This window comes from Aeromonas sp. OTU364, assembly GCF_038440395.1.
Classification (GTDB): Bacteria; Pseudomonadota; Gammaproteobacteria; order Enterobacterales; family Aeromonadaceae; genus Aeromonas.
In genome coordinates this window covers 1-18,664 of the sequence record NZ_JASATR010000001.1, presented here as the reverse complement: position 1 = coordinate 18,664, position 18,664 = coordinate 1, and the positions used below count along the sequence as shown (strand labels likewise).

The 18,664-nt window shown below is 60.6% G+C and carries 16 protein-coding genes; 11 read left to right on the top strand and 5 right to left on the bottom strand.

The features are described 5' to 3' along the window. Positions 1-622: 622 nt before the first annotated feature. Positions 623-1,888 carry a RidA family protein gene (locus tag AAHB08_RS00085; protein ID WP_342057746.1) on the top strand — a complete coding sequence of 422 codons (1,266 nt, stop codon included), beginning with the start codon at positions 623-625 and terminating at the stop codon, positions 1,886-1,888. Between the two features lie 182 nt (positions 1,889-2,070). After that, positions 2,071-2,895, top strand: a complete 825-nt coding sequence (locus tag AAHB08_RS00080) for a hypothetical protein (RefSeq protein WP_342057745.1) — start codon at positions 2,071-2,073, stop codon at positions 2,893-2,895. 85 nt (positions 2,896-2,980) lie between these two features. Here AAHB08_RS00080 and tkt read toward each other — a convergent pair whose 3' ends face one another. After that, positions 2,981-4,972 (bottom strand): transketolase, encoded by a 1,992-nt coding sequence (gene tkt, locus AAHB08_RS00075; RefSeq protein ID WP_139435601.1) that lies wholly within the window; start codon positions 4,970-4,972, stop codon positions 2,981-2,983. A 341-nt stretch (positions 4,973-5,313) separates the two neighbouring features. Between tkt and metK the strand changes: the two genes are divergently transcribed. The 7 genes from metK to ruvX all read left to right on the top strand — a co-directional run bounded on the left by metK (position 5,314) and on the right by ruvX (position 11,219). After that, positions 5,314-6,465, top strand: a complete 1,152-nt coding sequence (gene metK / locus AAHB08_RS00070; protein WP_005330558.1) for a methionine adenosyltransferase — start codon at positions 5,314-5,316, stop codon at positions 6,463-6,465. Between the two features lie 68 nt (positions 6,466-6,533). Beyond that, complete coding sequence (locus AAHB08_RS00065) at positions 6,534-7,061, top strand: SprT family zinc-dependent metalloprotease (protein ID WP_342057744.1); 528 nt, start codon at positions 6,534-6,536, stop codon at positions 7,059-7,061. A gap of 73 nt (positions 7,062-7,134) precedes the next feature. After that, on the top strand, positions 7,135-7,827 hold the full coding sequence (locus tag AAHB08_RS00060; RefSeq protein ID WP_162519165.1) for an endonuclease: 693 nt from the start codon (positions 7,135-7,137) through the stop codon (positions 7,825-7,827). Positions 7,828-7,896: 69 nt separating this feature from the next. Then, positions 7,897-8,628: a 16S rRNA (uracil(1498)-N(3))-methyltransferase gene (rsmE, locus tag AAHB08_RS00055; RefSeq protein WP_342057743.1), complete on the top strand. Its 732-nt coding sequence runs from the start codon at positions 7,897-7,899 to the stop codon at positions 8,626-8,628. A 119-nt stretch (positions 8,629-8,747) separates the two neighbouring features. After that, complete coding sequence (gshB, locus tag AAHB08_RS00050; protein WP_025326198.1) at positions 8,748-9,698, top strand: glutathione synthase; 951 nt, start codon at positions 8,748-8,750, stop codon at positions 9,696-9,698. Positions 9,699-9,892: 194 nt separating this feature from the next. Next, positions 9,893-10,447, top strand: coding sequence for a YqgE/AlgH family protein (locus tag AAHB08_RS00045; protein ID WP_139435608.1), 555 nt, complete (start codon positions 9,893-9,895; stop codon positions 10,445-10,447). 349 nt (positions 10,448-10,796) lie between these two features. Continuing rightward, positions 10,797-11,219: a Holliday junction resolvase RuvX gene (gene ruvX, locus AAHB08_RS00035; RefSeq protein ID WP_025326196.1), complete on the top strand. Its 423-nt coding sequence runs from the start codon at positions 10,797-10,799 to the stop codon at positions 11,217-11,219. Positions 11,220-11,247: 28 nt separating this feature from the next. Here the strand turns inward: ruvX and yidZ are convergent, their stop codons facing one another. The 4 genes from yidZ to AAHB08_RS00015 form a co-directional block, all read right to left on the bottom strand. Further along, entirely contained in the window at positions 11,248-12,255 is a 1,008-nt protein-coding gene (gene yidZ / locus AAHB08_RS00030; protein ID WP_342057742.1) for an HTH-type transcriptional regulator YidZ, read from the bottom strand. A gap of 13 nt (positions 12,256-12,268) precedes the next feature. Further along, the gene (locus tag AAHB08_RS00025) at positions 12,269-13,441 is read right to left on the bottom strand and encodes an MdtL family multidrug efflux MFS transporter (protein ID WP_342057741.1); all 1,173 of its coding nucleotides are present in this window, start codon (positions 13,439-13,441) and stop codon (positions 12,269-12,271) included. Positions 13,442-13,704: 263 nt separating this feature from the next. Next, positions 13,705-14,862 carry an FOX/MOX family class C beta-lactamase gene (gene ampC, locus AAHB08_RS00020; protein WP_342057740.1) on the bottom strand — a complete coding sequence of 386 codons (1,158 nt, stop codon included), beginning with the start codon at positions 14,860-14,862 and terminating at the stop codon, positions 13,705-13,707. 229 nt (positions 14,863-15,091) lie between these two features. Continuing rightward, the gene (locus AAHB08_RS00015; RefSeq protein ID WP_139435616.1) at positions 15,092-16,531 is read right to left on the bottom strand and encodes an alanine/glycine:cation symporter family protein; all 1,440 of its coding nucleotides are present in this window, start codon (positions 16,529-16,531) and stop codon (positions 15,092-15,094) included. A gap of 724 nt (positions 16,532-17,255) precedes the next feature. Here AAHB08_RS00015 and tal point away from each other — a divergent pair. Both tal and AAHB08_RS00005 read left to right on the top strand, forming a co-directional pair. Then, the gene (gene tal, locus AAHB08_RS00010; RefSeq protein WP_139435618.1) at positions 17,256-18,206 is read left to right on the top strand and encodes a transaldolase; all 951 of its coding nucleotides are present in this window, start codon (positions 17,256-17,258) and stop codon (positions 18,204-18,206) included. Between the two features lie 192 nt (positions 18,207-18,398). Next, entirely contained in the window at positions 18,399-18,578 is a 180-nt protein-coding gene (locus tag AAHB08_RS00005; RefSeq protein WP_025326190.1) for a DUF3545 family protein, read from the top strand. Positions 18,579-18,664 lie beyond the last annotated feature (86 nt).

Here is an 18,664-nt window from a genome sequence, read left to right as displayed (position 1 = left end):
GGTTGATTACGGCGGCTCGCTTGCGTCAATGACGTCGTCGCCATGCAGCCTGGGTGAATGATATTTCCCGCCGCTGTTTCAAGGGGCGAAAACGGACACCGGCTAGCATATTTTTAAGGTTGCTGACAGCCCCGTCCATGGGCATAAAATGCATAGCCATTCATATTTGAATGCATGAACAGCAAAACATTGCCGATGATTAACCCTTTATTCACAGAGTTGATCAACGTCGACCCGGCACAAACCCACGCACTGCGGCTATTTCCCTTATAAGGCGCGTTATGACACCCGGCCAGCCGTTATATATGGTGAATTGAACCGCATTTTAGCTATATTTCAGAGCATTGAGCCACCTCATAGAAATGCGATCCCGGTTTGCATCCCCTGGTCGGCCCCCCATAGAATCCCCCTGTCTGAATCATCAACCCGACCCATTTCTTCATCAGCCGCTCGCCCACGCAGGCGACGTCGAAGCAAGACTCGAAACAGCGATGACTGTTTTCCGTATCACCCGTCGTCATTCGTCGGGAACGGGCAACTGTTGCCGAAATAAAGCGAGACGTGCGGCAATCGAGGAAGGAAGGCGTTGACCCTACATCAATAAAGAGAAAGGAGTATCGCCATGAGTGGTACCATCATCAAATCCGCCAGAAATACCCCCAATGCCCCCCAGGATCTGGGCCCCAGCACCCAGAGCGTGGCCTTCTCCCACTACAACAATATTGCCGCCCAGCTGCCGGTCGATCCCAGGACAGGCAAGCTGGTGAGTGGCGATATCCAGTCCCAGGCCAGACAGTGCCTGACCAATATCCAGGCCATAGTCGAGAGCATCGGCCACGTCATGGACGACATGGTGAAAGTCACCCTCTTCCTCAAGAACATGGGGGATCTGGAGGCGGTCAACGCCGTTTATCGGGAATTCTTCCCCCGCAACCTGCCGACCCGTACCGTGCTGGCCGTGGCCGCTCTGCCGCTAGGCGCCGCTATTCAGATGGACGCCCTGCTCTCCAACGGGGAAGGCACCTTCCCCCAGGCCCTCTGCCCCCTGATCAAGCTCGCCCGAAACAGCTGCCGGGCGCCGACCGACCCGCTCTCGACCCATACGGTGGCCTTCTCCCACTACAACAATATCGGTGCCCAGCTGCCGGTGGATGCCGCCACCGGCCAGCTGGTTGCCGGTGGCATCCAGGAGCAGGCGGCCCAGTGCCTGCGCAATATCAAAAACGTGCTGGAGAGCATAGATGTGCCCTTTGACGATATCGTCAAGGTGACCCTCTATCTGACCAGCCTCGCGGATCTGGAGGCCGTCAACGACGTCTACCGCACCTTCTTCCCGGACTCCGCCATCGCCCGCGCCGTCGCCTATCTGCCCGCCCGCAGCGTGATCGCGGCCTCCGCCCTGCCCATGGGCGCCCGGGTGCAGATGGATGCGGTCATCTCCCACGGTGACGGCACCCCGCCCCAACTGGTGGAAGACAGACACAACCTGGTGATCCGCGCCCGCAACACCGACCAGGCACCACGCAGCCCGCTCCATAGCCAGAGCGTCGCCTTCTCCCACTACAACCATATCGCCGGCCAGCTGCCGCTCGACATGGCCACCGGCAAGGTGCTGACTGGCTGCATCCGTGAGCAGACCGCCCAGTGCCTCGGCCATATCAAGGCCATAGTGGAGAGCATCGGCCATGTGATGGACGATATAGTCAAGGTGAATATCCAGGTGAAGAACATCGAGGATCTGGACGCAGTAAACGCCATCTATACCAAATACTTCCCGAGCTATCTGCCCGCCCGCACCGTATTTGGGGTGAGCGAGCTGCCCGCTGGCGCCCTGATCCAGATGGATGCCGTGATGTCCAATGCGGAAAGCACCCCGCCGCAGGTGTAAGGTTTACGTTCAATAATAAAAAGAGACCGGCTGATGGCCGGTCTCTTTTTATGTAACATGTGGGGCATTATTTTTATGGCATCGTCTTAAAGAACGCGAACGTCCGATTACGCTTCGCTAATCGAACCTACGAGCTCATGCATATAATTGATGTCACTACAGATACTTTGGGATGGTTAGTGATGAGTAAAATTTCAGAAAGAGTAAGACATGTAAAAATCAGAGATGGATATTGTTTAATTTGTGGAGAATTTGGCACACTCTCGATAGATCATGTTCCTCCGCAGGGTTCAATTACTGTAACTAAGGTTGAACAACGTCATATTATGGAAATGATGGGAGCAGGTGCCAAATCAATAAAAGGTGTACCATCAACCAATGGAAGCAAATTCAGAACGATCTGCAGCAACTGTAACAGTAATATCTTAGGAGGCAATGATGGCGAGGTTGCGGATGCAAATAAAAAGCTGACAAGTAAAATTCGAAATTATTTTCAGAATCCAATCTCCCCATATAATACCGTATCTATTGACATAAACTCTATCAAATATGCCAGAGCGATGATAGGCCATATTCTATCTGCGACATCAGTTAACGAGTGTAAAGAGCCACCACAAAAATCTCCGTACTTTGACCCACTAAAGAAATTTGTACTAGGGGATGACCATGCCATTACAAAAACCCATGATATATATTATTGGTTTTATCCTTACGATCGTCACTTGAGCGCAAAGTGTGTGAGCTTTTTCAATCAAGGGCATTCTACAGTACTAAGTTTATTGTCATTTTTTCCAATCGCATTTCTCGTAACCCCAAAAGATGAAGGTATATACCCAACGCATGCCGCGCGATTTAATTTCAGTTCTAGTAAATTAGTTCTAGATTTATCCAGTTACAACATTCATTTTTCTGACTTTCCTTTTTCAGAACTAAAAGGAAATCAGATGTGTTTACTAAACGATTGTCAGACAATAATAAGTTATCCAATTAAGAACCAAGATATATAGTATATTTTCCGTAACTATTTTTATTACAATAAAAAAGCGCCTCCCAAGGGAGGCGCTTTTCAATTCAGTATCAAGCAATCAGCTATTACAGGGACTCTGCGGTCGCAACCACGTTTTCCACGGTAAAGCCGAATTCCTTGAACAGCAGCTCGGCCGGGGCGGACTCACCGAAGGTGGTCATGCCGATGATCTTGCCGCCGAAGCCCACGTACTTGTACCAGTAGTCGGCGATGCCCGCTTCGATGGCGACACGCTTGGTGACGCTGGACGGCAGGACGGACTCCTTGTACTCGGCAGATTGGGCGTCGAACACGTCGGTGGCAGGCAGGGAGACCACACGCACGGCGCGGCCCTTGGCAGTCAGCTGCTCGTAAGCTGCAACGGCCAGCTCCACTTCGGAACCGGTGGCGATCAGGAGAAGCTCCGGGGTACCGGCGCAATCCTTCAGCACGTAGCCACCCTTGGCCACATCGGCCAGTTGCTGGGCGGTGCGGTCCATCTGGGGCAGGTTCTGACGGGAGAAGATCAGGGAGGTCGGGCCGTCGGTACGCTCGATGGCGTGCTTCCAGGCGATGGCAGACTCTACCTGGTCACAGGGGCGCCAGGTGCTCATGTTCGGGGTCAGACGCAGGGAGGCGATCTGCTCGACCGGCTGGTGAGTCGGGCCATCTTCACCCAGACCGATGGAGTCGTGGGTGTAGACGAAGATGGCGCGCTGCTTCATCAGGGCGGCCATGCGCAGGGCGTTGCGGGCGTACTCCATGAACATCAGGAAGGTGGCGCCGTAGGGGATGAAACCACCGTGCAGGGCGATGCCGTTCATGATGGCGGACATGGCGAACTCGCGCACACCGTAGTGGATGTAGTTGCCCGCCGCGCTCTCGGGAGTCAGGGACTTGGAGCCGGACCACATGGTCAGGTTGGACGGGGCCAGGTCGGCGGAACCACCCATGAACTCAGGCAGCAGCTTGCCGAAGGCTTCCAGGGCGTTCTGGGAGGCCTTGCGAGTCGCGATCTTGGCCGGGTTGGCTTGCAGGGTCTCGATGACCTTGGCGGATTCAGCGGCCCAGTTGGCTGGCAGCTCGCCAGTGGTGCGGCGCTTGAACTCGGCAGCCAGGGTCGGGTGCGCGGCTTCATAGGCGGCAAACTTGGCAGCCCAGTCGGATTCGAGCTTGGTGCCCTTTTCTTGCGCATTCCACTCGGCGGCGATCTCGGACGGGATGACGAAGGGCGCGTGATCCCACTTCAGGAAGGCACGGGCGGCGGCGATCTCGTCGTTGCCCAGCGGTGAGCCGTGGCAGTCGTGGGAGCCGGACTTGTTCGGTGAACCGTAGCCGATGATGGTGCGGCAGCAGATCAGGGTCGGCTTGCCGGTCTCGGCCTTGGCGGCTTCGATGGCGGCGTTGATGGCTTCCGGGTTGTGACCGTCAACGGCCGGGATGACGTGCCAGCCGTAGGCTTCGAAACGCTTGGGGGTGTCGTCGGTGAACCAGCCTTCCACGTGACCGTCGATGGAGATGCCGTTGTCATCCCAGAACGCGATCAGTTTGCCCAGGCCCAGGGTGCCGGCCAGGGAGCAAGCCTCGTGGGAGATACCTTCCATCAGGCAGCCGTCGCCCATGAAGGCGTAGGTGTAGTGGTCGACGATGTCGTGACCCGGCTGGTTGAACTGCTCGGCCATGGCCTTCTCGGCGATCGCCATGCCCACGGCATTGGTGATGCCCTGACCCAGCGGGCCAGTGGTAGTTTCGATGCCAGGGGCATAACCGTACTCCGGGTGGCCCGGGGTGCGAGAGTGCAGTTGGCGGAAGTTTTTCAGATCATCGATGGAGAGGTCGTAACCGGAGAGATGCAGCAGGGAGTACAGCAGCATGGAGCCGTGGCCGTTGGACAGCACGAAGCGGTCACGGTCGGCCCACTTGGGGTTGTTCGGGTTGTGCTTGAGGTGGCCACGCCACAGCACTTCGGCGATATCTGCCATTCCCATGGGGGCGCCCGGGTGACCGGAGTTGGCTTTTTGAACGGCATCCATACTCAATGCGCGAATGGCATTGGCAAGCTCTTTACGAGAAGGCATCTGTATCTCCTGCGATTGCTTCATTTGATGGCCAAGATTAAGGCGCGTTATTGTCCCAGCAGGGCGGGCGCGGTGCAAATATTATCTGGGCGAATAAAGTGGCTTTGGGAGCACAATCGCTTTTCTGGCCCGGGAAAACGATTCAATCCGCCCCCTCCCTTACCCCCATCGGAGTGGTTGCCCCCTCAGCCTTGGCCCGGGCGGGTCCAACCCCAAATAGTGCTGGCAATCACCCAGTGACCTAATTAAAATAGACGTCCAGATGTAGATACCTCTACAGTCATACTGTCATTTTCCGGTTATGGCCAAGGCGATAACCCCATACGAATCGAGAACCAATCATGGCAAAGCTGTTTACTTCCGAGTCGGTCTCCGAAGGCCATCCCGATAAAATCGCCGACCAGATCTCCGATGCGGTGCTGGACGCCATCCTGGTGCAAGACACCAAGGCGCGCGTCGCCTGCGAGACCCTGGTCAAGACCGGCATGGTGATGGTGGCCGGCGAAGTAACCACCTCTGCCTGGGTCGACATCGAGCAGATCGTGCGCGACACCGTGCGCGAGATAGGTTACACCCACTCCGACATGGGCTTCGATGCCGACTCCTGCGCCGTGCTGAACGCCATCGGCAAGCAGTCCCCGGACATCAACCAGGGTGTGGATCGTACCGATCCGCTGGAGCAGGGTGCCGGTGACCAGGGCCTGATGTTCGGCTATGCCACCAACGAAACCGACGTGCTGATGCCCGCCCCCATCACCTACTCCCACCTGCTGGTGAAGCGTCAGGCCGAGGTGCGCAAGAACGGCACCCTGCCGTGGCTGCGCCCGGATGCCAAGAGCCAGCTCACCTTCGCCTACGACAGCGAAGGCAAGATCCTGGGGGTGGATGCCGTGGTGCTCTCTACCCAGCATTGCGACTCCATCAGCCACAAGGATCTGGTGGAAGCGGTGCGCGAGGAGATCATCAAGCCGGTGCTGCCGGCCGAGTGGATCAACAAGGACACCAAGTACTTCATCAACCCGACCGGCCGTTTCGTCATCGGCGGCCCCATGGGTGACTGCGGTCTGACCGGTCGCAAGATCATCGTCGACACCTACGGCGGCATGGCCCGTCACGGTGGTGGCGCCTTCTCCGGCAAGGATCCGTCCAAGGTGGACCGCTCTGCCGCCTACGCCGCCCGCTACGTGGCCAAGAACATAGTCGCCGCCGGCCTGGCTGCCCGCTGTGAAGTCCAGGTCTCCTACGCCATCGGCGTGGCCGAGCCGACCTCCATCAGCGTCGAGACCTTCGGCACCGGCAAGGTAGCCGAGGAGCTGCTGGTCAAGCTGGTGCGCGAGTTCTTCGAGCTGCGTCCCTACGGCCTCATCGAGATGCTGGATCTCAAGCGTCCCATCTACCAGGCGACCGCCGCCTACGGCCACTTCGGCCGTGACGAGTTCCCCTGGGAGAAGACCGACAAGGCCGCTCTGCTGCGCGACGCCGCCGGTCTGTAAGGCTGGCCGCTGTGATAAAAGGGGAGCCTGGCTCCCCTTTTGCTTATCCGCTACCCGACGAGACCTCGATGTCTGCCACCAGAGTCCAACTCGACGCATCCCTGCTCCAGCTGCTGCACCAGCGGGTCGACGCCTGCTTAGTGCAGGCGGAGGCACGCCTCGGCCGCCCCTTCCCGCGCCCGCAGATCCACTGCAACATGCGGGGCCGGGCGGCGGGGTCGGCGCGGCTGCAAACCTGGGAGCTGCGCTTCAACCCGGCGCTCTATCAGGCCAACCAGCAGGCCTTTCTGGCCGAGGTGGTGCCCCATGAGGTGGCGCACCTGCTGGTCTATGCGCTCTGGGGGGAAGGGCGCGGCAAGTCGCGGGTGCTGCCCCACGGCCGCCAGTGGCAGTCGGTGATGCGGGAGGTGTTCGGCCTCGCCCCCAACACCACCCACAGCTTCGATCTCGCCGTGCTGGCCCAGCGCACCCATGCCTACGCCTGTGCCTGCCAGCAGCATCAGCTCTCGGTGCGTCGGCACAACAAGGTGGTGCGCGGCGAGGCCCGCTATCACTGCCGCCGCTGTCGTCAGCCCCTGGTATTGACAGCGGATTGAGTCAACCCGTGTCGCGCCCCTGTGTTAGGGTGCGCAGCTTCTTCATTCACTCGTTTCATTGCCAAGGATCTTCATGTTTCGCCCTCTGATTTCCCTCTGCCTGGCCCTGCTGGTCAGTGCCCCGGCCCATGCCGAGGCCCCCCAGACCTTTCGCGCCGCCAAGCAGGATCTGAACAAGCTCTACCAGAGCCACCCCACCACCTTCTATTGCGGCTGCAACATCAAGTTCAGCGGCAAGCAGATGGCCCCGGACTGGGAGAGCTGCGGCTACCTGCCGCGCAAGCAGGCCAATCGCGCCTCTCGCATCGAGTGGGAGCACGTGGTCCCCGCCTGGGAGTTCGGCCACCAGCTCCAGTGCTGGCAGGAGGGCGGGCGCAAGAACTGCGGCAAGAGCGACGAGTTCAACAAGATGGAGGGGGACATGCACAACCTCTTCCCCGCCATCGGCGAGGTGAACGGCGATCGGGCCAACTACCGCTTCTCCGACTGGAACGGCAAGCCGAACCAGTACGGCAAGTGCCAGATGCTGGTGGACTTCAAGGATCGCCGGGTGCAGCCGCCCAAGGGGCCGGTGCGTGGCCAGATAGCCCGCGCCTACCTCTACATGGGCCAGCAGTATGGGCTGCGCCTGGCCGCCCAACAGCGTAAACTGTTCGAGGCCTGGGACAGGCAGTACCCGGCCGACCGCTGGGAGTGCGAGCGCAACAGCCGCATCGGCAAACTGCAGGGCAATACCAACCCCTTCATTGAAAAGCAGTGCCAATAGCCCCATTTGACAGGGAGGGTCACCCCTCCCATCACCCAACGCGTTCAAGCCAAGAGATTGTGATCAGCCATGCGCATTCCACGTATCTATGAACCGGCCGCCCTGCAGGTGGACCAGACTCTCGCCCTGTCGGAAGACGGTGCCAACCACATAGGCCGGGTGCTGCGCATGCAGCCGGGTCAGCAGCTCGAGCTGTTCAACGGCGACGGCAACCAATATGCCGCCACCATCACAGGCGTCGGCAAGAAGTCGGTGGAGGTGCGCATCGACAGCTGCGAGGCCCGCTCGGTGGAATCCCCCTTCGCCATCCATCTGGGCCAGGTGATCAGCCGTGGCGACAAGATGGACTTCACCATCCAGAAATCCGTGGAGCTCGGCGTCACCTGCATCACCCCGCTCTTCTCCGAGCGCTGCGGCGTCAAGCTGCCGGCCGATCGGCTGGAGAAGAAGCGCGAGCAGTGGCAGAAGGTGGTGATCAGCGCCTGCGAGCAGTGCGGCCGCAATGTGGTGCCACAAGTGCGCATGCCCATGGAGCTGGAGGCCTGGCTGGCGGAAGAGACCCAGGAGCTCAAGCTCAACCTGCACCCGCGCGCCCCGTACAGCATCAACACCCTGCCGGTCCCCGAGCACGGGGTGCGGCTGCTGATCGGCCCGGAAGGGGGCTTGTCCAGCGACGAGATCGCCCGTACCGTGCAAGAGGATTTCAAGGAGATGCTGCTGGGGCCACGGGTGCTGCGCACCGAAACCGCCGCCCTGACCGCCATCACGGCGCTGCAGTGCCGCTTCGGCGATCTCGCTTAATACCAGAGGGCAGCGTCGACAAGCCGCGTGGCGGCATCGAATGATTGCAGCCTCAAACGGCCGATTAGGCTTCGCTAATCGCCCCTACCACCCAATCGAGCCACCAGAAGGAATCTCGGATGACCATCAAACTCGGCATAGTGATGGACCCCATCTCGGCCATCAACATCAAGAAGGACTCCAGCTTCGCCATGCTCGAAGAGGCGCAAAAGCGCGGCTACGAGCTCTTCTATCTGGAGATGAAGGATCTTTACATGCAGGCCGGACGGGCGTTTGGCACCATGCGTCCGCTCACCGTCAAGCATGACTACGCCCACTGGTTCAGCCTGGGGGAGGTGGTGGATCAGCCGCTCTCCAGCCTGGACGTGATCCTGATGCGCAAGGATCCCCCCTTCGACACCGAGTTCATCTACGCCACCTATATGCTGGAGCGGGCCGAGGACGAGGGTTGCCTCATCGTCAACAAGCCCCAGAGCCTGCGCGACGCCAACGAGAAGCTCTACACCGCCTGGTTTGCCGAGCACACCCCGACCACCCTGGTCACTCGCCGTGCCGACAAGCTGCGCGCCTTCCACGCCGAGCACAAGGACGTGATCCTGAAGCCCCTGGACGGCATGGGCGGCGCCTCCATCTTCCGCATGAAGGAAGATGACGCCAACGTGGGGGTCATCATCGAGACCCTCACCGCCCACGGCAGCCAGTACTGCATGGCCCAGACCTTCCTGCCCGCCATCAAGGACGGCGACAAGCGGGTGCTGGTGGTGGACGGCGAGCCCGTGCCCTATTGCCTGGCCCGCATTCCGGCCCAGGGAGAGACCCGTGGCAACCTGGCGGCCGGCGGCCGCGGCGAGGCGCGCCCCCTGAGCGAGGCGGACTGGGCCATCGCCCGTGCGGTGGGCCCCACCCTGAAAGAGAAGGGGCTGATCTTCGTCGGGCTCGACATCATAGGCGACCGCCTGACCGAGATTAACGTCACCAGCCCGACCTGCATCCGCGAAATCGAGGCGGCCTTCCCGGTGCATATCACCGGCATGCTGATGGATGCCATCGAGCGCCGACTGGGAAAATAACCCAGGGTGACGCCCCTTGAGGCCATCAACCAGACAGTGACACCACAGGGGCCGACGCGGCCCCTGCTCTTTTCTGTTGCGTGACGATGTGAGCCAGCCCCCGGACTTCCGGGTTTTCTGCGCGAAAAAGCGGTTTTGCCCGCCGCCGTCAACTGCCATAATCACCCCAAATACCTTTGCACTCTTTGATATCTATGCAAACACTGCAAAACCATTTTCTGCTCGCCATGCCGAGCCTCACGGACGCCTACTTCGAACGCTCCCTGGTCTATCTGTGCGAGCACAGCAGCGAGGGAGCCATGGGACTGGTGGTCAACATCCCGGTGGACATGTCCCTGGACGCCATGCTGACCAAGCTCAAGCTGAGCCCGCCCGCCACCGCCGAGATGAAACAGCCGGTGCTGCAGGGGGGCCCGGTCCATGCCGATCGCGGCTTCGTGCTGCACAGCTTCAGGCCCGGCTTCAACTCCACCCTGCAGGTGAGCGACGAGATGATGGTTACCACCTCCAAGGACATCCTCGAGACCCTGGGCACGGACGAGGCGCCAGACCACTGGCTGGTGGCGCTGGGTTACGCCGGCTGGAGCGCAGGGCAGCTCGAGCAGGAGCTGGTGGATGGCGCCTGGCTGGTGATCCCCCCCAACCCCAGGCTGGTGTTCGACACCCCCATTCACCAGCGCTGGCAGCAGGCCGCCGCCAGTATAGGCGTCAACCCCCTGCATCTCTCCAGCCAGGTGGGGCACAGCTGATGATGTTTGACACACAGATTCACCAGCGCTGGCAGCAGGCCATTGTCGTCATCAGCATAGGCGTCAACCCCCTGCATCTCTCCAGCCAGGTGGGGCACAGTTAGATCCCTTGTCACGCTCTTTAGTTGATGCAGTTCCCATTTAGTGCCCCTCATCCCCAGCCCTTCTCCCGCGAGGGGAGAAGGGGGTAAATCGGCACGTTTCGGATATATCTACGGCAACCTGTCAGCTAAAACGGAGTTAGCCAGATTCGAGCGAGCATAACCTCGATCGGTTCCCTCTCCCTTCGGGAGAGGGCTAGGGTGAGGGGATACGACATCTTTTTATTCATCTTTTTTCGAGGACATCCATGTCATCACGCAGCATCATGGGCTTTGACTACGGCACCAAGAGCATCGGCGTCGCCATCGGCCAGGAGCTCACGGGCACGGCCCAACCCCTTCGTTCCCTCAAGGCCAACGACGGCATTCCCAACTGGGACGAGATTGAAAAGTTGCTCAAGGAGTGGCAGCCGGATCTGCTCATCGTCGGCCTGCCGCTGAACATGGATGGCACGGATCAGGAGATCACGGTGCGGGCCCGCAAGTTCGGCAACCGCCTCCATGGCCGCTTCGGCAAGCCGGTGGAGTTCAAGGACGAGCGGCTCACCACCACGGATGCCCGTGCCCGCCTGTTCGAGCGCGGCGGCTACAAGGCGCTGGACAAGGGCAGCGTGGATGGGGTCTCTGCCCAGCTTATCGTCGAAGCCTGGATGGAAGAGCAATACGGTTGAACCCGGGGGGCCGGCCAGGCCCCCTGCATCAGGCATCTCCCGCCGCCTCTCCTCCATCCCACGGGAACAGGGCCAGTCCCTGCGCCGCCTGGCCATAGAGCCGCTTCGTCTCATTGCGCAGCCACATCACCTTGGCATCCTGGTTATGGCGTTTGTGCCACAGCAGGATGAAGGCTATCTCCAGTTGTACATAGAGTGCCTTGGGGAGCGGCAGGGGCATGGCGATCAGGTTGCCGTGGTGACTGGCGGCATAGCCAGCGCAATAGGAGGGTGCCACGGCGATCAGTTCGTGACTCGACTGGGAGGCGATGTGCAGGGCCTGCTCGAAGCTCGCGACCATGATGGGCACCTCCCGCCTCTGCCCCTCATCCTCCAGCAGATCGTCCAGCGCCCAGCTGTCGCTGGCCTCCCACACCACGCTTATCTGGGGACAGGCCAGAAAGTTTTCCAGCGACCACGTCCGCCCGAGCAGAGGGTGATCCTTGCGCAGGAACACCACGGGGCGATCGGTGAACAGCACCTCGTGATCGATGTAATAGGGCAGCCGGTTGACCCTGGCCTGGGAGCGACCATGGGTCTCCCGGGCGCAGAAGCCGAGATCCGCATCCCCGTTGACTATGTCGTTGAGGGAGTGGTGATCCCACCCCAGCATCCTGACCACAGAGTGGGGGTACTTCTGGTAGATGGTCATGGGCAGCTCGCTCAGGAAGCTGATGCCAAAGGGGGACTCCATCACCAGACTGAAGCGGGCCCCCTCGGGGATCGCCTCGCTGTTGAGAGCAGTGATGCTACCTGTCAGCAGGAACCAGGCCTTGAGCTCCTCCTCCAGGGTCAGGGAGAGCTGGGTCGGCTGCAGCCCCTGCCGCACCCGCACCAGGAGAGGATCGTCAAACCAGTCCCGCAGCTTGGCGAGCGCCTTGCTCACCGTCGAGGGGGTGACGCAGAGCTTCTTGGCCGCCCCTGACACGCTGCGCTCCTGCATCAGGTGCTTGAAGACCACCAGCAGGTTCAAATCCAGTTCACCCAGGTTGCGCATCTTTCCTCTCCCCTTATCCCCGCGACCGCGCTTCGCGCAGCGCGAGCCATGGTAACAGCCCTTTGACGGCCAGGTAACTGAGCAGGGTCAACAGCAGGGCAGAGATCAGCATCCCGGATGGGGTAACGCCAAGCTGGCCCAGCAGCCAGATATAGAGGCCGGAGAGGCTGATCTGCATGATGCAGAGCAAGGCGCTGGCAAATGCCGCCTGGTGCCGACACTCCCCCAGCGCCTCCCCCATCGCCACCCCGAAGCCGCAGGAGAAGCCGATACAGACCAGGGCAAAGCCCGGCAGCAGCAAGCGGACATCGTCCCCCAGCTGCCAGTGGCCGAGCAGGAGGCAGGCCGCCAGCAGGTAGGCCAGATGGGAGAGCGCCAGCACCCTCTGCTTGCCCTGCCAGCGCAGCAGCAACGGTGTCAGGAAGGAGGCGGACATGCTCACCCCGGCCATCACCATCATCACCAGGGCGTACTGCTCGGTGGTGAAGCCAAGCCCCTGCATCAGGATCAGCGGCGAGACGCTCACATAGACCAGGATGGCGGTGACGCTGGCACTGGTCAGCAGCGAGTGCAGCATGAAGTGCGGGGAGCCCAGCAGAGCAAAGGGCTGAGCCCCGCCACTTCCCGGTTGACGGGCCGGACGGGTCTCCCTGAGCAGCAGCAGGTTGACCAGGCCGCTGACGGCGGCCACCAGCGCCATCGCCACGAAGATCCCGCGCCAATCAAAATGCGACAGGATGAGATAACCCAGCACCGGCGCCAGCACCGGGATGACGCAGATCACCCCGTTGATCATGGAGAGCGCCATCGCCAGCCGCCCCTGGCTCAGCACATCCCGCAGCACGGTAAAGGTCATGATGTAGAGCGCCCCCGCCCCGGCCCCCTGCCAGAAGCGGCCGAGGTAGAACTGACTGATCCCCGTCGCATTGGCCGCCACCAGGGAGGCGATGACAAAGATGAGGGCGCCCCCCAGCACTACCCAGCGCCGGCCATGGCGATCCGCAATGATCCCCCCCAGCAGCACTGTGGCCGCCATGCCGAACAGGTAGATGGAGAAGGCGGTGTGGATCTGCCCCTCGCTCGCCTGCAGGGTGTCGGCAATCTGGGGCACGGCCACCAGATAGAGATCGATCCCGAGCGGGTAGAGGATGATCATCAGGAAAGTGCACAGCAGGAAAATGCCCATGGATGCTCCATTGCGAAGGGCCCGCCCACTCAGACCGTCGACGGCATGAGCATGGGGGGACTGGATGAATATGGGCAGCACTATAGGAGGGGGCACCGCTCGCATCGAGTGAAGAGATGGCGATCGGTAGATTCCAGTTTGGAAATCCAGTGGCGAGGGGCAGGCCATTGGAGCCATTCGCCTAGGCGTGACAGTGCCGGGCAGCACCAAAAAGTACGCCGGGCTGTCCCGGCGTACTCACCTCAATCAACGGGGCCGAACCCTCACTCCCTCAGCTTGCTCAGGATGGCGTGGGCCGCCTTGACACGGGCCTCGTTCGGATAGTTTCGATTGGCCAGCATGACGATGCCGACGCCCTTCGCGGGCACGAAGGCCACGTAGGCACCGAAGCCGTTGGTCGCGCCTGTCTTGTTGTAGAGCCGCGCCTCCCCCGTCTTCCGGGACCCGGCAACGGGGCTGACCGGATTGGCCTTGAAGCTCACCGCCGGGGAGTTGCCCGCCAGCAGCGCCGCTTCGCTGACGGGATAGGGATAGCTCTCCCAGCCGAGCCCCTGGGTCATGGCGCCCACCGAGTAAAGCCCCTTGTGGGTCAGGGCAATCGCCTGCTGCATCGCCTCGTCGCCACCGCCTGTGATGTTGGCGCCGACAAAGGCCAGCAGATCCGCCGAGCTGGTCTTGATGCCATAGGCCTCGTCCGCCAGGACGCCCGGGTTGACCCGGATGGGCTTGTCCTCTTTCGAGTAGCCATAGGCGTAGTGCCCCATGGCCGCGGCGGGCACCTTGAGATAGGTGTGTTCGAGACCGAGCCTGGGCAGCAGGGTCTGGCTCATCAGCTGCTCAAAGGGTTGCTCCAGGCTCTGGGCCGCGAGATGGCCGAACAGGCCGATGCTGGGGTTGGAGTACTGGCGATGGGTGCCCGCCGGGTAGGCCGGCGCCCACTGGCGATAGTAGGCGCGCATCTTGTCGGTGGAATCCACCTCGTCGGGGAATTGCAGCGGCAGGCCCCCGGCGCTGTAGGTGGCGAGCTCGGCCATGGTGATGCCGTCGAAGGCGGAACCTTTGAGCCAGGGAGCGTGCTGGCTCACCTTGTCATCGAGCTGGAAGCCGCCCTTGACCACGGCGTAGGCACCAAGCGTTGCCGTAAAGGTCTTGCTGACCGAACCTATCTCGAACAGGGTCTGCTCGCTGACACGGGCCCCGCTCTCCCGGTTCGCCACCCCGTAGTTGAAGTAGTGGGCCTTGCCATCCTTCAGCACGGCCACCGCCATGCCCGGGATCCTGTGCTCCTTGAGCACGGGCCGGATGCTGGCATCCACCAGGGGGCGCAGGGGATCGCCCTGGGGGGCCGCCGTGGCCTGCGCCAGACCGGTCCAGAGCAGCGTGCCCGCCGTCAGCAATGTCATCCGCACCTGTTGTTGCATGGTTATTTCATCCTCTCGGTTGTTTGGGATCGCCGCACCAGCGACGAGCTGTGGGGCCAGCATAACGGGCCAAGGTGTGCTGGATGTGAAGTGGTGTGAAGTCTCGTCGTTGTTGCCAAGGAGGCAGTCCAGCCATCCCATGCCACCGCCTCGGGCAGGCACAAGCCCATATAGAAGAGGGGAGCCCATGGCTCCCCTCTTTCATTATCCAACCGGATCAACCCAGGACTCAGGCCTGCTTGCTCTTGGGCGGGTTGTCCCAGATCCCCTCTTCCAGCTGACTGCGCAGCTCGGGGTACTTGTTGGCATCGAAGGTGGGGACGCGACCCACCTTGAGCTGGTCGTTGTAGTCCTTGGCCAGCTTGATGGCGACACCGGAGAGCAGCAGTATGGCGATCAGGTTGACGATGGCCATCAGCCCCATGGAGACATCCGCCAGGGCCCACACGGTCGGCAGCTCGCCCACGGAGCCGAACATCACCATGCCCAGCACGAACATCCGGAACAGCATCAGGCCGCCCTTGTGGTTGTGCTCCAGGAACACCAGGTTGGTCTCGGCGTAGGAGTAGTTCGCCACTATGGAGGTGAAGGCGAAGAAGAAGATGGCCGCCGCGATGAAGATGTTGCCACCGCCACCGACCTGGGAGGAGAGCGCACGCTGGGTCAGCTCGACCCCGGTCACGCCGGAGCCCGGCTCGAACTGGCCTGACATCAGTATGATGGCGGCAGTACAGGTACAGATGACGATGGTGTCGAGGAAGACACCCAGCATCTGCACATAGCCCTGGGACGCCGGGTGCGGCGGATAGGGGGTCGCGGTCGCGGCGGCGTTGGGGGCAGAGCCCATGCCGGCTTCGTTGGAGAAGAGGCCGCGCTTGATACCGTTGATCATCGCCTGGGAGATGGCGTAACCCATGGCGCCGGAACCGGCCTGCTCGATGCCGAAGGCAGACTTGATGATGAGGACAAAGACCCCGGGCAGCTCGCTGATGTTCATGGCCACCACGAACAGCGCCATCAATATGTAGGCCAGCGCCATGAAGGGCACCACCAGTTCGGCGAAGCGGGCGATGCCACGGATGCCGCCGAAGATGATGAGACCGGACAGCACCACCAGGGCCAGGCCGCTGACCCAGTCAGGGATGCCGAAGGCGACGTTCATGGCCAGGCTGATGGAGTTGGCCTGCACCGCATTGAACACCAGACCGAAGGCCAGCAGCAGACAGAGGGAGAAGACCACCCCCATCCAGCGCATGCCGAGACCGCGTTCCATGTAGTAGGCGGGGCCGCCACGGTAGTTGCCGTCTTCGTCCTTGACCTTGTAGAGCTGGGCCAGGGTACTCTCGACGAAGGCGGTGGCCATGCCGATAAAGGCGATCAGCCACATCCAGAAGATGGCGCCCGGGCCACCCAGATAGATGGCGACGGCCACGCCGGCCAGGTTGCCGGTGCCCACACGGGCGGCCAGGCTGGTACACAGGGCCTGGAAGGAGGAGATGCCGGCACTGTCGGATTTGCGGCTATTGCGCAGTACCGAGAACATGTGGCCGAAGTGGCGGATCTGGATAAACCCCAGGCGGAAAGTAAAGAAGAGTCCGACCCCGATCAGCAGGTAAATGAGCACGGCTCCCCACATCAGGTCGTTAATCATTGCAATCAAGGTGTCCATAATTCTCTCGTTGTTATCACATCCATGGTCAGTCTGCGCTGACCGCTCTCTGTCAATTTCCGAATTAGCATTGCGCCGAAGGGGCGGAATCTAGCATAGGGAGGGGATTCAGAATAGTGATTAGGCTCACTGGAAAGACAAAAAACGAGCGATTTGATGCAAAAAAGCTTCATTTAGCACGCAAATAATCAACAAAACTTGATGTGCGCTGCTACAGCCGACAAATAAGACCCGAAAGGGGCTCATCAGTCGATATGCCCATGGCGGCAAAAACAGATGCCTTGACGGGCCGCGGGAAGACAAGCGTTTGCCTTTGATGCCGCCCAGCCAGGGGCTTGTCGCGCCAAACGTTTTACACGTAATTAAATTTCAAGTAGCTGACAAGAGTATTTGTGTGACCTACTGCACAAATTGAAGAATCAACTAAAAAAGTTGCTTTTGTGCCGGCCGGCGGGCGTTGCCAAAAGATAAGTAAAAGTCGTTTTTTATCAGACACTTTCCTCCTGTCGCTCCCCCCCTTCCCGCCACCTGGATGATTCACGTACAAGGCTCCCTATTGCAGGAAGCGCCACATCCGTATTAATTAGGCAGGCAGTGGCGATGGGCCACCCCCATCGTGCTTTTCTGAGCCTGAGTCGCCGGGATTTTGTAATTTTATTTCAGAACGGCCGTCTCACGCCCGCAACCCCTGGGATTGCTCCCTCATATAGAGATGATATTTGCTATGGCCGATAAATTAACCCAGCTGAAAGCCCTGACCACGGTAGTTGCCGACACCGGCGACATCGAAGCCATCAAGCGCTACCAGCCCATCGATGCCACCACCAACCCCTCCCTGGTGTTGAAGGCATCCGAGATCCCCGAGTACGCGGCTCTGATCGAAGACGCCATCAACTGGGCCAAGTCCCAGAGCCAGGACAAGGCACAGCAAATCATCGACGCGGGCGACAAGCTGGCGGTCAACATAGGTCTGGAAATCCTGAAAATCGTCCCGGGCCGCATCTCCACCGAGGTGGATGCCCGTCTCTCCTTCGACACCGACGCCAGCATCGCCAAGGCACGCAAGCTGATCCGCCTCTACAACGAAGCCGGCATCAGCAACGATCGCATCCTGATCAAGCTGGCCTCCACCTGGGAAGGGATCCGTGCCGCCGAAGTGCTGGAGAAAGAGGGCATCCAGTGCAACCTGACCCTGCTGTTCTCCTTCGCCCAGGCCCGTGCCTGTGCCGAAGCCGGTGCCTTCCTGATCTCCCCGTTCGTGGGCCGCATCCTCGACTGGTACAAGGCCAAGCACAACCGTGACTACACCGCGAGCGAAGATCCGGGCGTGGTCTCCGTCACCGCCATCTACAACTACTACAAGCAGCACGACTACCCGACCGTGGTGATGGGTGCGAGCTTCCGCAACACCGGCGAGATCCTGGAGCTGGCCGGCTGCGACCGCCTGACCATAGGCCCTGCCCTGCTGGAAGAGCTGAGCAAGACCGAAGGCGCCGTGGTTCGCAAGCTGGACTACACCGGCGAGCGCAAGGCCAAACCTACCCCGATGACCGAAGCGCAGTTCCGCTGGGAGCTGAACCAGGACGCCATGGCTCACGAGAAGCTGGGCGAAGGCATCCGCATGTTCGCCATCGACCAGGGCAAGCTGGAAACCATGCTGGCCAGCCGCCTGTAAAAAGACGACCTAAGCCATCTCGGCCAGCCCCTCCACAGGAGGGGTTGCGCCGATAAAACCGGGCTCCCGACAGGGCAGCCCGGTTTTTTTTATCCACCCTCCCGATTGTCACAACCTGGTCATAAAAACGTTTTATTTTCAAATGCGTCGTGTTATACGAATGGTGAAAACCATAAAACCAAGGAGGGAGCCATGGACATGTTCAACTTCGATTTTGACGAGGTCGTTGAGCTGGGTTCACGTAGCCGCGGGACAACGGGAAAGAAACGCAAATGGCGTGAGATAGAGGCGCTTAAAGACAAGCACCGCCTGCAGAAGGAGCTGCAAGCCATCGACATCGCCTATGAAGGTTCGGAAGAACTGGAGCTGTAGCGTCGCCGGTGTCGCCGATGGCGGCACAGACCCGCCGACACAGTAAAACAAGACGCCCCGGCCAAGCCGGGGCGTCGGTTTTTTGG